12 protein-coding genes and 2 pseudogenes are annotated in these 13,524 nt (G+C 41.9%); 6 read left to right on the forward strand and 8 right to left on the reverse strand.

Annotated elements, in window-relative coordinates; translation table 11 throughout:
* The 5 genes and pseudogenes from J5I83_RS11315 to J5I83_RS11335 form a co-directional block, all read left to right on the forward strand.
* Positions 1–114, forward strand: a pseudogene (locus J5I83_RS11315) (IS5/IS1182 family transposase); the annotation flags it as partial.
* A 35-nt stretch (positions 115–149) separates the two neighbouring features.
* Entirely contained in the window at positions 150–821 is a 672-nt protein-coding gene (locus tag J5I83_RS11320) for a peptidoglycan-binding domain-containing protein (RefSeq protein ID WP_304056111.1), read from the forward strand.
* A 733-nt stretch (positions 822–1,554) separates the two neighbouring features.
* Complete coding sequence (gene hpnH, locus J5I83_RS11325) at positions 1,555–2,724, forward strand: adenosyl-hopene transferase HpnH (RefSeq protein ID WP_304056112.1); 1,170 nt, start codon at positions 1,555–1,557, stop codon at positions 2,722–2,724.
* Between the two features lie 108 nt (positions 2,725–2,832).
* Complete coding sequence (locus J5I83_RS11330) at positions 2,833–3,957, forward strand: glycosyltransferase (protein ID WP_304056114.1); 1,125 nt, start codon at positions 2,833–2,835, stop codon at positions 3,955–3,957.
* On the forward strand, positions 3,941–4,573 hold the full coding sequence (locus J5I83_RS11335) for an HpnM family protein (protein ID WP_304056115.1): 633 nt from the start codon (positions 3,941–3,943) through the stop codon (positions 4,571–4,573). The genes J5I83_RS11330 and J5I83_RS11335 overlap by 17 nt, the downstream gene beginning before the upstream one ends.
* A 102-nt stretch (positions 4,574–4,675) precedes the next feature.
* On the opposite strand, the gene gshB is transcribed toward J5I83_RS11335, so the two are convergent.
* Both gshB and gshA read right to left on the reverse strand, forming a co-directional pair.
* Positions 4,676–5,647: a glutathione synthase gene (gene gshB / locus J5I83_RS11340; RefSeq protein ID WP_304056116.1), complete on the reverse strand. Its 972-nt coding sequence runs from the start codon at positions 5,645–5,647 to the stop codon at positions 4,676–4,678.
* 5 nt (positions 5,648–5,652) lie between these two features.
* Positions 5,653–6,963 (reverse strand): glutamate--cysteine ligase, encoded by a 1,311-nt coding sequence (gshA, locus tag J5I83_RS11345; protein WP_304056118.1) that lies wholly within the window; start codon positions 6,961–6,963, stop codon positions 5,653–5,655.
* A 451-nt stretch (positions 6,964–7,414) separates the two neighbouring features.
* On the opposite strand from gshA, the gene J5I83_RS11350 reads away from it, so the two are divergent.
* Complete coding sequence (locus J5I83_RS11350) at positions 7,415–8,317, forward strand: formate/nitrite transporter family protein (RefSeq protein ID WP_304056119.1); 903 nt, start codon at positions 7,415–7,417, stop codon at positions 8,315–8,317.
* A 47-nt stretch (positions 8,318–8,364) separates the two neighbouring features.
* Here J5I83_RS11350 and J5I83_RS11355 read toward each other — a convergent pair whose 3' ends face one another.
* The 6 genes and pseudogenes from J5I83_RS11355 to J5I83_RS11380 form a co-directional block, all read right to left on the reverse strand.
* Positions 8,365–8,934: a hypothetical protein gene (locus tag J5I83_RS11355; protein ID WP_304056121.1), complete on the reverse strand. Its 570-nt coding sequence runs from the start codon at positions 8,932–8,934 to the stop codon at positions 8,365–8,367.
* Positions 8,918–9,544 (reverse strand): SCO family protein, encoded by a 627-nt coding sequence (locus J5I83_RS11360; protein WP_304056122.1) that lies wholly within the window; start codon positions 9,542–9,544, stop codon positions 8,918–8,920. The genes J5I83_RS11355 and J5I83_RS11360 overlap by 17 nt, the downstream gene beginning before the upstream one ends.
* Before the next feature lie 117 nt (positions 9,545–9,661).
* Positions 9,662–11,143 carry a cbb3-type cytochrome c oxidase subunit I gene (locus tag J5I83_RS11365; protein ID WP_304056123.1) on the reverse strand — a complete coding sequence of 494 codons (1,482 nt, stop codon included), beginning with the start codon at positions 11,141–11,143 and terminating at the stop codon, positions 9,662–9,664.
* A 33-nt stretch (positions 11,144–11,176) separates the two neighbouring features.
* Entirely contained in the window at positions 11,177–11,716 is a 540-nt protein-coding gene (locus tag J5I83_RS11370; RefSeq protein WP_304056124.1) for a cytochrome C oxidase subunit II, read from the reverse strand.
* Positions 11,717–12,337: 621 nt separating this feature from the next.
* On the reverse strand, positions 12,338–12,484 hold the full coding sequence (locus J5I83_RS11375) for a transposase (protein ID WP_304056126.1): 147 nt from the start codon (positions 12,482–12,484) through the stop codon (positions 12,338–12,340).
* 153 nt (positions 12,485–12,637) lie between these two features.
* Positions 12,638–13,051, reverse strand: a pseudogene (locus J5I83_RS11380) (transposase); the annotation flags it as partial.
* Positions 13,052–13,524 lie beyond the last annotated feature (473 nt).

Here is a 13,524-nt window from a genome sequence, read left to right on the forward strand (position 1 = left end):
TTCGCATGGTTGGAAAAATGCCGGCGGCTGTGGAAAAATTGTGAACGTAAACTCAACACCAGCCTACAGTTCGTCCATCTTGCTTTCTTGGCGTTGTTACTGCAAAGACTTTGAACAGACTCTAAGATATTCACAAGGAGGTTGCAAGGATGAAATTAATGACTGTTAATCAATTAGCAACAAGCATTTTTTTATTGTTTGTGACCGGGTTACTAGGATGTAGTGATCAAGCTGAAGTCGCAGCTACACAGAATCAAGAAATAGCAATAAAGCCTATTCAGAAAGATGCACAGGTGACAGAGCTTGATTTGATCGCTGAATCTACCATAGACATAGCAGAATCCCTTTCAGAAGAAAATAATCAAAATGTTCAAGAAACAATAGAATCATTCGATCAAGCTTTGGATATCATGCTTAGTGAATTATATGAATCTGAAAATCCTATTTCGGCATCTACAACTGGAAGCAGGGAGCAGAAGCATTTAGACTGGCAAAATAAGGAATCTGATAGCTCTGAATTTGATAGCTCTATATCTGAAAACCCTATCCCAGAATCAATAACTGAAACTCAATTATCAGCAATAGAATCAGAACAGAAAATTCAAGAGTTGGAGGATTTAAGCAAAGTTGTCGAAGCAAACTCCGAGTTAATTCGTGAAGTTCAGCAAGCTCTTGTTGATGCCGGATTTAATCCTGGAGCAATTGATGGTGTAAATGGGCCTAGAACCATGGCCGCATTGAAGAGCTTTCAAAAACAAAACAATCTTGCAATAGGTCAGTTAACCAAAGAGACGCTGCAAAGACTTAAGATTTCTTATTAGCAGACTTATACTAGCGCAACTTCTCAGACAAATATTTAGCAGTAAACAAATATTAAAAATCAATACGTTTTGAGATTATCTGAGTAGTTAAAGCCAAAATAATAAGGTTTATAAATAAATAATTGTGTGGGGCGTTACACTAGGAAATATGTTTCTGGAACAGACCGGAAAAGAGTAGCCGCAAATTAACTTGATGCTCTCTACGTCAGAAGTAGAAAATTAGCTCATTGCAAAAATTTATTTTCCAGTCCGTGTCTTTCATCGGCCATACTCATCGTCAGTTCAGCTGAATCGAGCAAATCTTAGGAAAGGCAGCAAGGACTGATACAATCTTTAGAATTTTCTCAAGAACCAGCATAGAATGCATACCTCCTTAACTTCCCATCCAGAAAGAAGCTTCCTTATTTAAAATATTTTTCTGGATTTTTATGTAAATTTAAGAATTAAGAGCATAACCATTCCTTTTCCAGAATCGCTGCTTTGGTTTATAAAATATACATGCTAGCATAGCGATACTGAGCAGAATAATAACAAGTAGGATATCGTTCTTATTTCAGAACATTTTTAATTAATTTACATTGAGTTGAGGCTTTTTCTTTTCATGAAAAGAGGAGCGGCATTGCAATTACACTAACCAGAACAATTCTGACTGATCTGTGAACATACTAACAATTCCTATGTTATCGTCAGATAAACAACAAAATTAGTACTAAAAAGTAACGGAGAAAATTAAATGGGCATTCCTTTTTTACAAAAATACCGTGTAGGCAGCTATATATTGAAGCAGAAAATTCAAGGTAATAAACGTTATCCTTTAGTACTAATGTTAGAGCCTTTGTTTCAATGTAATCTGGCTTGCGCTGGCTGTGGCAAGATTGATTATCCAGATGAAACTTTACGACGCCGACTGAGCGTGCAAGATTGTCTAGCTGCCGTTGATGAATGCGGCGCTCCCGTAGTTTCAATTGCTGGTGGAGAGCCACTCATTCATAAAGAAATGCCTCAAATTGTAGCGGGTATCATCAAAAGAAAAAAATTCGTCTATTTGTGTACCAATGCATTGTTATTAGAAGATCGAATGGATGATTATCGCCCCTCACCATATTTCACTTTTTCTATACATCTTGATGGCAATAAAGAACGACATGACACATCAGTCTGTCGGGAAGGTGTTTACGATAAGGTGATCCCAGTTATTCAGGAAGCACTCAAACGCGGCTTCAGGGTTACGGTAAACTGCACACTCTTCCAGAATGAAACGGCAGAAGAAGTTGCAGAGTTTTTTGATACTGCAACTGAGTTAGGGGTAGAAGGAATCAATGTATCTCCAGGATTCAGTTATGAACATGCTCCACGACAGGATGTTTTTTTGCAACGATCAGTCAGCAAGCGTCTATTTCGCTCAATCTTCCAAGAAGGAAAAAAAAGAAAACAACCATGGAGATTCAATCATTCAAGTCTTTACCTAGATTTTCTTGCTGGCAATCAAAATTATCAATGCACTGCATGGGGCAATCCCACACGCAATCTATTTGGTTGGCAGAAGCCTTGTTATTTACTGGTAGATGAAGGTTATGCATCCAGCTTTCGTGAGCTAATGGAAGAAACAAATTGGGATAAATACGGTGTAGGCAATAATCCCAAGTGTGCTAATTGTATGGCTCACTGCGGATTCGAGCCGACCGCGATCAACGATACATTTGCTCATCCCCTTAAAGCAATGCGTGTAAGTCTTCGTGGTCCACGTACTGATGGTCCCCTGGCGCCTGATCCTTCACAAAAAAGCTTGACTACCTCAAATGCCAATACCTCACAGAAGGAGTTTCCAATACCCGTAGTGGTTGAACAAAAAACGAGTACTCCGACCCCTTCATCAAGTAATCTAACTCGCTCTGATAGATAACATGATATTTCTCCTGGCTTTAGTTACGCAAAGTAGTGAAAGACAGCAAGTGCAGTATCTTTTGCTTTGAATTAATTCAAAGAATTTTAAGTTAGATAACACGACACGATGATAGAGCTTGCAACATATTTTCTAGCTTTGGCAGGTACTTTTCTTTGGTGGATAATCGTGCTCGTCCCTTGGCGACCATGGAATACACTAGAATCTTTAGAGTCAGTAAGTCATGAGAATGTACCTTTAGATAGTATTACAGTGCTGATTCCAGCGCGTAATGAAGGGCCACTCATTAAGCAGACATTAAATGCACTGAGTGCACAAGACTTAAACCTAAAAGTCATCGTTATAGATGATCAGTCAGATGATGATACTGCTGCACAAGCCAAAAGTTGCGGGGCAACAGTGCTTTCAGGCACAACCCCACCACTGGGTTGGAGTGGAAAGTTATGGGCATTGGAGCAAGGATTAAGTAAAGTTGATACACCTTACACGTTGCTACTGGATGCAGACATCACACTCACTCAAGGCATTGTCGCCGCCTTGCTAAAAAAGGCACGCGAAGAAAATCTAGCACTTGTATCTTTGATGGCAGAGCCCTGTCTTCACCGTTTTATTGAACGACTATTAATGCCGGCCTTTGTATTTTTCTTTAAATTGCTTTACCCTTTTCAGCTTGCGAATAAGCCTGGATCGAGAATTGCTGCCGCAGCAGGCGGATGTATTCTAGTAGAAACCAATGCCTTGCGTACAATAGGTGCATTTGCCAACCTACATGATGCATTAATTGATGACTGCACGTTAGCATCTCATATCAAGCATGCGGGGTTGCAAACTTGGATTGGACTTAGTCATTCTGCACGTTCTCATCGCAGTTACAATGACATCAAAACAATCTGGAATATGGTAGCACGAACAGCCTACACACAATTACACTACTCTTTTTTATTGCTTTTTATTTGCACAATGGTAATGGCAAGCATGTTCTGGTTTGCTCCGTTAATTCCATTATTATTTCCTCTCGGCACTATTGTAATGATTATTGGCACGCTAACGTGGATTGCCATGGCCATTGTTTATGCTCCGCTTTTACGTTATTACCAGCGCTCCTTACTCTGGATATTCGCACTTCCTATTATCGGTACTTTGTTTTTACTGATGACATGGACTTCAGCATTCCGTTTCTGGCGTGGTGAGCGTGCTCAATGGAAAAATCGTCGATATGAGATCTCTGCTTGAATTTAAAATCATTAAATATGCCTTTATTACATTAATTTTACTTCCATTGACTGCCGTAGTCAGCGCTCAAAATTTCCAATCTGGCACGCCAGAATATGTCATTCATGGATTACAAGAATCATTCATTCAGGCAATGCAGAAAGGTGATAAATTGGGTTATCACGGGCGTCTAGAGCTTCTGACACCTGTCATCACACGTTCGCATGATATCGATACCATCATACGTTCGATATTGGGCGCTAACTGGAACAAACTAGACGAAGAACAACAACAAAAGATTACCGAAACTTTCCGCAAACTCAGTATTGCGACTTATGCTGAAAGATTCAATCACTATGAAGGGCAGCGTTTTGAAATTATAGAACAACGCTCTTTACCGCGAGATCAGGTATTAGTACGAAGCAAGTTCATTCAGGCAGATAGCAATCCTATAAATTTTGATTATGTATTACGTCAAAGTAAAGAAGAAGGCTGGCGCATTATAAATATTCTGATAGACGGTGTCAGTGATCTTGCCTTAAAGCGGGCCGAATACAATGCAGTCTTGAAGCGAGATGGTTTTCCGGCGCTGATCGCAATGCTTGAGCAAAAAATTCTTCAGGCGGAGCAGAATTAGTATTCTCCATTTGATAATTGCCTGGATCGTGGCATAACCTAAAGTCATAAAAAATGCAGTAGATATGACATGAGGCTGCTACCAATTTAATGAGTAATTTTCTCACCCGTTAAGCCGGTCACGCACACACCTTTCAAGTGCATCAATCATCATTCCTGCCACATTAAAACCAGTCTGGTTGGTAATTTCTTGCATTCCGGTTGGACTGGTAACATTGATTTCAGTCAATGAGTCACCGATGACATCAAGTCCCACAAGCATCAATCCCTGTTTATATAATTGCGGACCTAATGCGTTTGCGATCTCATGATCGCGTTCAGATAATGGCTGAGCAATGCCAATACCGCCAGCAGCAAGATTGCCCCGTGTTTCGCCTGGCTTAGGTTTACGAGCAAGTGCAAAAGGAACAGGCTCCCCAGCAATGAGTAAAATGCGCTTGTCGCCTTGGCTAATCTCAGGTAAAAAACGCTGCGCCATGATAGTGCGAGTGCTGTAATGAGTAAGCATTTCAAGAATAACGCTGATATTATGATCAGTGCTATGAACACGAAACACACTAGCCCCCCCCATACCATCAAGTGGCTTTAAGACAATATCCTCATGCTCATCAAGAAACTCTCGAATTAAAAGTTCTTGCCTGGTCACTAACGTAGGCGGAATAAATCGATCAAATTTTGCAATGGCAAGCTTTTCATTGTGATCCCTGATACTTCTTGGATTATTAACAACAAATGCACCTTGCTGCTCTGCGAGTTCCAATAAATAAGTGCTATATACATATTCCACATCAAATGGCGGATCCTTGCGCATTAATACCGCATCAAACTCTTGAAGCGGTATTGCTTTTGCAAGACCTTCCTGATACTGATACCAGCCCTTTTTTTGGTCCTTTTGATTTGTTAGTGTCAATTTACGGGAAAAGCCAGTCATTAACTTATCTTTCCAGACAAGATCTCCCTGCTGCATGACAAATAATTGATGGCCACGAGCAGCAGCTTCACGCATCATGGCAAAGCTGGAGTCTTTGTCAATTTTAATCGAGTCAAGTTGATCTAGTATAAAAGCAAGTTTCATTGATACTACGATTGCAATGCTTCTAGGGTTTGGTGAGGAAACACTGTTATGTGGCGTTCTAATTCTAGTGCAGCCGCTAGTAATGCAAGCCGTGCTACTACACCATAGGCATAGAATCGGTTGGGCGTAGAATCTGGAAGAGCGGCATGGTCAGGTAACACACAAGAAGTATCAAAAGCTAAGGGTACAAAATGCATACCTGGGGCATTCAAATTTTCATCAATTCCTTTCCCGGTATGGACGCGATAAAACCCTCCTACTACATAGCGATCAATCATGTAAATAACAGGTTCAGCAACCGCGTGATTGATGCTCTCAAAAGTATACACTCCTTCTTGTACCAATACGTGCGAAACTGACAAACCTTCTTTGACGATTGCCATTTTATTGCGCTGCTTACGGTTCAGCTTATAGACATCCTCACTATCTTTAACAGTCATAATACCCATACCATAAGTACCAGAATCGGCTTTCACAATAACAAAAGGCTTTTCTTTAACGCCATATTGAGTGTATTTTTCCTGCAGATCCTTCAATATCTCATCAACTGCAGCAGCAACACAATCCTCCCCTTTTTTCTCACGAAAATCAATTTTACCGCAAGAACTAAAATAGGGATTAATTAACCATGAATCGATTCCGATTAATTCTGCGAATTCTTGAGCCACACTGTCGTACATAGAAAAATGCTGAGATTTTCGACGCGTTGACCAACCCGCGCTTAGAGGGGGAATGACGATCTGATCAAGATCCTTCAGAATCTCTGGTATACCGCTCGAAAGATCATTGTTAAGTAGAACGGCACAAGGTTCAAAATTTGCTACAGACAGCCTATTATTCTTGCGCTGTATCGGCTCCAATGTAAGAGTATTTCCATCCGGCAGATGAATCGTCGTCGCACTAATAATCTCCGGTAAGAGGGAACCAACGCGAACATGCATACCTGCATGCCGCATAATGCCTTGCAGTATAGCAACGTTCTGCAAATAAAAAATATTACGAGTATGATTTTCCGGTATAAGCAATATGCTATGTGCATCAGGGCAAATTTTCTCAACAGCAGCCATCATGGCTTGAACGCATAGCGGTAAAAATGCTGGATTGAGATTATTGAATCCACCAGGAAAAAGATTGGTATCAACCGGTGCAAGTTTAAATCCGCTATTGCGCAAATCTACAGAACAATAAAAAGGAACGGTATGTTGTTGCCATTTACCACGCAACCAATGTTCAATAGCAGGCATTGCTTCAAGGACACGTTTTTCCAGTTCGAGAATTGGGCCGCATAGCGCAGTTGTTAGATGAGGAACCGGCATGAAATATATGTATTTAAAAATAATACATTATAACATTACAAGCCATTCGAGCTAATCATTGCCATTGGAGCGAGAATATTCAGCTATGAAATCATGAAAAAACACAGGCATCTCTGCAACCGTATTTTTCCAGCCATTAAGAACGCAGGCATTTGGATACAGCTAGCCAATACGCAACACATCAAACTTCAAACTATAAAACATAACCGGCTTGCAAATAACCAATCAAGGCGTTCTCCTATCACCTGAATCAATGAAGTCAACATTTCACTCTTGCCCCTATCATTTTCTACGAATTTGATCTTGCTCTTTCAGTGACTTAAATGATTAAACGGTCAAGCTGTTTGCTTGCCGCTTACCCTAAGATGTGGCAGAATCCTTGCCTATTATGCACTTAATCGCATAGTATAACAGTCAGTATTTCCTTGATTAACGCTATCTAAGAGAAAAAATGAAAGAATCCGAACAACCTTCGATCAGCCCAATCGAACAAGCTATTCAATCCAGTGTAGTCGTAGAAACCATGTCAGCTGGTGGTAGCGCAATCCCGCCTAAAGCAGGTGATTCAACCTTCATCGATAGCGTCCCACCTTTGCAGATGGGGCGTGACCTTGTTGAAGATGCAGTCAAGAAAAGTAAATTTAACGTTTCCCAAATATTGGTGCGGGGATTTTTGTGTACACCATTTCTTGCCTATGCCACAGCTCTCTCCGCATTGCTGGTATCTCAAGGATGGCCGACAGCCGCCGCTGGCCTTCTTTTCCCAGTTGGCTATATCATGCTGGCAATACTCGGTCTTGAAATGGCGACCGGTAGTTTCTCCGTTATGCCCATGGCTTTACTTGCTGGGCGAATCAAATTATTAAGTGTGATAAGTAACTGGACATGGACATTCATAGCCAATCTGGTTGGTGGTATTTTCTTCGCTTGGTTACTTTGGTTTGCCTTGACAAAGGGAGGTGCAGGAGAAATTCCTGGTGTATTGACTACACTAGCTAAACTCGCTGAAAAGAAAGCCTCTTATTCCGAATATGGCATGACTGGCTGGTTTGCGGCTATTGGTATGGGAGTGTTATGTAACTGGCTAGTCAGCCTCGGACCAGTTTTTGCGAAAGCATCGCGAAGTGTACCTGGCAAAGTGATGCTGATCTGGTTACCGATTGCAACCTTCTTTGCGCTTGGTTTTGAGCATGCTGTTGTGAATATGTTCGTCTTCCCAGTGGGAATACTATCCGGTGCAGATGTGACCATTTCACAATGGTGGCTATGGAATCAAATTCCAGTAACGATAGGCAATATTCTTGGAGCAGTAGTATTTAATTCAGTGTTGTGGTACCGCACACATAGTGCATAAAACAGAATAGCGCGGTAATGTATTTAATATACTTCTACCGCGCGCATTCAAGTTTTAACGATCCTGGTTCCGAACATAACGCGTAACGTCCAGGCGACAGCCCAAGCACTTCCACCTAATAAAAGCAGTTGCCCCAGAATACGTTGGTCACCCAGTAAATAATTTGCACAAAGGCGATCTGGTAGATCTAGATATAACCAGCCCAGACGCATAAAAGTAGCCCAAAATTCCAGCTTTAGAACTCCCTGTGCGATTGGATGAAGCAATGGCCAGCTTAAACTAAGCGCGATACCCATTATCGGTACAGTAACAAATTTTACCAGCTCGAAATGCCATTCCGATATGGCAGCATCCAGGGCGCGTGGCAGCATCCAGTAAGTCATGATTATGACAGCAAGCACCATACCTGTTATTCCCCATCGATTCCAGAGTGTTATCTTGCTTTTCCAATTCTCAGGCAGTTTTTTTCCAAGCATCCATCCTATTATTGCCAATACTGGGATCTGAACAAGCATGTGCGTTACCATGCTTTGCTCCAGGAATTGTTGCATAGGAGGTAAAGCCAATACAACGAACGCTGTCAAGAGCAACCACTCCTGCTTAACTTTGATGATCATTTTCTTTATTTACTACTTGAGTTAGATATTCTTTTAGCTCATTAAGCTGCTCCACACCAAAAATAGCAACTAACCGGCCCTGTGGATCAATAACATGATAGCCTGCAGAATGCGTATAACCGCCATATTCATCGGGGATAACGATTACCTTAAAGAAATCAAGGATGGCTTCTTTCTGAGATGAACTGACTGGACGAGCTGCAATCCAGTATTTAAAGTTGGCAGAGAAGTGGGAGAGATGTTCTTTGAGTCTCTGAGGGGTATCTTTCTCTGGGTCAAAACTGATACTCAAAAGACGTAAATTATTTTTCTCTAATTCTGAAGAAAAATCTTTCTGCAGGCTTTTTAGACCGCCGCTAAGTATCAGACATACACTTGGACAGCTTGTATAAATAAAATCTACAATAAGGAAACTCCCGCGCCAATCCTGTATTGTGACAGTTTCTAAATCCTGGTTTTGTAGATGCCATTCAGGTACAAAACGAGGATTCTCACGCACATCCAGGCGACGCGCTTCTTCAACAGTAAATGCACGCCCCCTATCTGTACTTACCCAGAGAATAAGAGACCCCGTTATAGCTATGAAAACCGTTGCCAGAAAAGTTCTCATCCATATACCTCTCAATGAAAGTACCTAAAATACCTTAGATTCCTAATTTATCTTACCAGTATTTTAGGTACTACTACCTATCTTTAGTAATCTCCTAGACAAAAAGAAATTACCGCATTAACGAGGATTGGCAGCTCCTGGTAAAATAAAAATTGCACGTAAAGTAAACAGTAACGTTCCCAGTACAACCAACGCAGCTGCTATTGTGCCTACTTGTGCAAAAGTAACCCATTCTTCCATATGAACTGCCCAGCGACGAGGAATACTATTTGCGCCACTGGCAAGGAAAACCATGGAGGTCATAAAAGCGCCAATCAAATATGCGTAGAATCCAAGGCTATCGGTTGCTTTAGGCTGTTCGCTCCGGTCGCCCTCTCCAGCAAGGTGATAAGTGAAACCAATGATCATTGGTAGCAATCCGAGTAATAAATAGAAGTGGAAGTGTCCTGGTACCCACAGTGTATTGTGAAATACCCGATTAATGGTAACCATTGCATCCAGAATAGCTGGGATCACACCAGCTGCCCAGCCAAACATGGATAAAAACAATAATTTAGTTGTAGTACTCCACTTAATTCCTGATCGATACACAAGCATCAACGCGCCATAGCCGGTAACGACTAGAACGGGTATGCCGCTACCGAAAGAGAGTACTTGAGCGGTAATCATTGCCCAAGCAGGCATTGGGAAATCCATCAGGAGGTGATGTGGATAAACACCCATTACCATAAATACGATAGCAAACCACGCTGCAAGAAATACTTTATTCGTTTTCCATGGCCGTCCGGTATAACGGGGAAGCAATTCGTAAACTGCTATCACGGAAGCATAAATAGTTGCGTTGATGACTACGTGACCAAAGAAATAAATCAAATTCTTCATCAGCATTGCATCAGGCTGAAATTCTGGGTTATAAAGATTGATTAAACCCATTACTAATACCACTGCTCCTGCTGCTATACCTAGAAAATTGACGATCAGTACCATCGTACTAGCTACGACAGCTTTCGGATGTGCAGGATCGACCGGCTCTTTACCAAAGAGCATAGTAAGTCCGAGCGACCTGGCCAGACTACCATAACGAGCTAAAATAGCACGACCGAAGTCCAGGTAAAGAATCAGGAAGCCAACCCCGATAATGAGTAATCCTAACTGGAAAACTGCTGCGGCACCAGTAGACCAAGCACCCATAGAAATCGCAGGTAATGGATATAGGAACGTCCACGCACCTCCATATCCGCCCAGGAAGATGGAACCCAGAATCATCACGACGCCAGTCAGAAAAATGAAGAAATTTGTCCAGAAGATGGCGTTGCTTAGCCGCACATACTTGCGTAGGAAATGCCATTGCACGCCTGTTGAGGCTATCATTGCAGCACCCACGACGCCAACACCGTGAACAGTCATGATTTGATAAAACAAATCAACGCCAATTTCAATCCAGGTACCTTGCGCTGCTCGCATAGTCAATCCGCCAAGCATCATCAGCAAGAACACCGACAATCCTGCGATCAGGTGCGCCTTGACAGCAAATAAGGCATTCCTGTTCTCAGAATCAGTATATTCGACCTTTCCACTTGCTACTGCTGTACTACTCATAGTTCTCTCCACTCCTTAATTGTTCTTAATAAACTACTGCTGATCTGCTTTTTCTACTGTTAGCTCGGTGATCATGGCGTGATGTGCCAATCCGCAATACTCCAAGCAGAGAATTTTATACTTGCCTGGTTTGTCAAATGTGTGCACAAGCTTGTTGGTATAACCTGGCATCGCCTGAGTTTGTCCGACTAACGTCAGACTTTCATCATAGATCCCAAACCCATGATTTACATCCTCACCAGTAACATAAAATACAACCGGCTTACCTGTTTCCACGGTATCAGGAGCCATTGTCCAATACCACTGATGAGCTCCTACCTTTACAACCTGATGGCCATTCTCAGGATAATCTTTTTTCTGATCCGGGATTGGGAACGGATTAGTTGAAATGAATGAAACGGCAATACCTAGGGTAAGCAAGAAAAGAAACCATTTGCTGCGTACTCCGTACCATTTCTTTATAACTCCTTGGTAATCTGCTTCAACTTCCTTGGAATTAACAATAACAAATAAGAAAACTGCTGCTATAAAAGCCATACACGCAAGTGTGACAGCATATACTGTTGAGATCATTTTAAATTTTTTCCTCCATTTGATTGACGTTCAAACCCGCGAATCTACATTTGATATAAAGTGCTGTCAACTTATTCTTGACATAAAAAAATCCATTTTTGCCTTGTGGTTTATTGAGTTACGCTCGATCTACCCCTGACAGATTAGGAATTTTTTGTAAGTATATATGCATAAAGTTGAGATAGCATCTACTATCAATCGGGAATACAGGAGTTAAAATGACAGCAAAAAAAATTTCAGTGCTTTTGGTGCAAAAACATAGCTTCATCTGCACAGCATCCAACATGATATAGTCCACTACTCAATTACAGCCAAATTGTTTCCGCATCAATAGCTGCAGTAGCTGCAAACCGTATTTACCTTATCTGTACTGTACTGCGCTGCGTTTGTGTTACCCTGGAGACTGTGGGGACCGTTTAGTTAAAAAGTTAACGCCGCGGCATAAATCCCTCCTGCAGCCACATGATGAGGCTACTAGGAGAGTGGCATCACATGTTGCGTCAAATGCGAATACTGCGTTACTCTTTGTTATGAGGGAACAGCCTTTCATCGCACCTTGTTTGCCCCCTCCAGCTAAACGCACGCTACGTCACGTCCAATTAGAAGCTGTCTGGCAAAACATTAGACGCATTTTGCAAGCGTTATTTTCATCATGGCGATTCGAATCATATTTTCGGCAGTGCCGGGCAGAATTTCGAAGTCCTTGGATAAACGGCGAAAATTGCCTAACCAGGAGAATGTACGTTCGACCACCCACCACTTCGGCAAAATGCCCCATTACCTTCGATTTTTTCTGAAATGTGCAAGGTCAGGCCTAATCCATTAATTGCAAAGCCAATCGCTGTGCCTCAATAGCCGGCATCTCCTGAGAACGCTCTGAGTAAAGGGTATTTATACTCATCGTACTTCAAAATTTGGTTTTCATAGCCCCTCATCCAACCTTCTCCCAGTGGGAGAAGATATTAATGCCGAATTTTGAAGTACGATGACTATATCAGCAACACCTTCCAGCACTTCACAAGCACTTTTGGTATCGCTCAGGTTGGCAGCATGGACTTTGACATGAAGTAAGTTGCCGAAAATATCTACCACAATATGCCGCTTATGGCCTTTGAGCTTTTTGCCGCGGCACAACGTCCCACTTTTTGGCGATGACAGATTGTCAGTCAATCCAGGCATTTCTCCCCAGACACCCCACTTGTTCCACCGGCTAAAATGATCGTACACAGTACGCCAGGAAGGAAAATCGTTTGGCATTAGCCGCCACTGGATGCCGCTTCTAATGATATACAAAATGGCATTCACAATGGTTCTTTTGCTATGTCTGTGGCTATTGCCGCGTTTGCTGACTGGACAAACTCTTTTTTATCACGTTCCATTCCTCATCATCTATAGCCGTTTTGTATTCCATCTCTTAGCCTGTTATCAAAAATATCTGATTCTAAAGGAAATCGTTTTGCCAGACGGCTTCTAACGGTTTTTAGGATTATTGCCATGATCGACAATTTAAGGAAAACAACTGCAGGATAGATAGATGCCCAATCCGCAAACAAGCGCTCTATCCAGATGAAATCAAACTGATTGCTGTTAATTGCGCAACGCTATCTTGACCGATATCGCAAAGCTCAAATAAATTGATTATGATCCATAGATGACTTCTCCATCATCATTTCGTTGCAAGGTTTTGTCTGTTCGTAAGAAGGAAGGACTTACCATTGCGCAGGCGGCAGCGCATTTTTGCGTGGGAATTGCCAGCGTGACGCGCTGGGTGAAGAATCCCAATCCCAAGCAGACCCGTAACAAACCGG

The organism is Nitrosomonas communis (assembly GCF_024102715.1).
GTDB classification, from domain to species: Bacteria; Pseudomonadota; Gammaproteobacteria; order Burkholderiales; family Nitrosomonadaceae; genus Nitrosomonas; species Nitrosomonas communis_B.

Bases quoted from the DNA above. Each gene is read 5' to 3' on its own strand.
- J5I83_RS11320 (WP_304056111.1), top strand. From the start codon at position 150: ATGAAATTAATGACTGTTAATCAATTAGCAACAAGCATTTTTTTATTG.
- gshA (WP_304056118.1), bottom strand. From the start codon at position 6,963: ATGCCGGTTCCTCATCTAACAACTGCGCTATGCGGCCCAATTCTCGAA.
- J5I83_RS11330 (WP_304056114.1), top strand. From the start codon at position 2,833: ATGATAGAGCTTGCAACATATTTTCTAGCTTTGGCAGGTACTTTTCTT.
- J5I83_RS11360 (WP_304056122.1), bottom strand. From the start codon at position 9,544: ATGAGAACTTTTCTGGCAACGGTTTTCATAGCTATAACGGGGTCTCTT.
- J5I83_RS11365 (WP_304056123.1), bottom strand. From the start codon at position 11,143: ATGAGTAGTACAGCAGTAGCAAGTGGAAAGGTCGAATATACTGATTCT.
- J5I83_RS11335 (WP_304056115.1), top strand. From the start codon at position 3,941: ATGAGATCTCTGCTTGAATTTAAAATCATTAAATATGCCTTTATTACA.
- J5I83_RS11355 (WP_304056121.1), bottom strand. From the start codon at position 8,934: ATGATCATCAAAGTTAAGCAGGAGTGGTTGCTCTTGACAGCGTTCGTT.
- J5I83_RS11350 (WP_304056119.1), top strand. From the start codon at position 7,415: ATGAAAGAATCCGAACAACCTTCGATCAGCCCAATCGAACAAGCTATT.
- hpnH (WP_304056112.1), top strand. From the start codon at position 1,555: ATGGGCATTCCTTTTTTACAAAAATACCGTGTAGGCAGCTATATATTG.
- gshB (WP_304056116.1), bottom strand. From the start codon at position 5,647: ATGAAACTTGCTTTTATACTAGATCAACTTGACTCGATTAAAATTGAC.
- J5I83_RS11370 (WP_304056124.1), bottom strand. From the start codon at position 11,716: ATGATCTCAACAGTATATGCTGTCACACTTGCGTGTATGGCTTTTATA.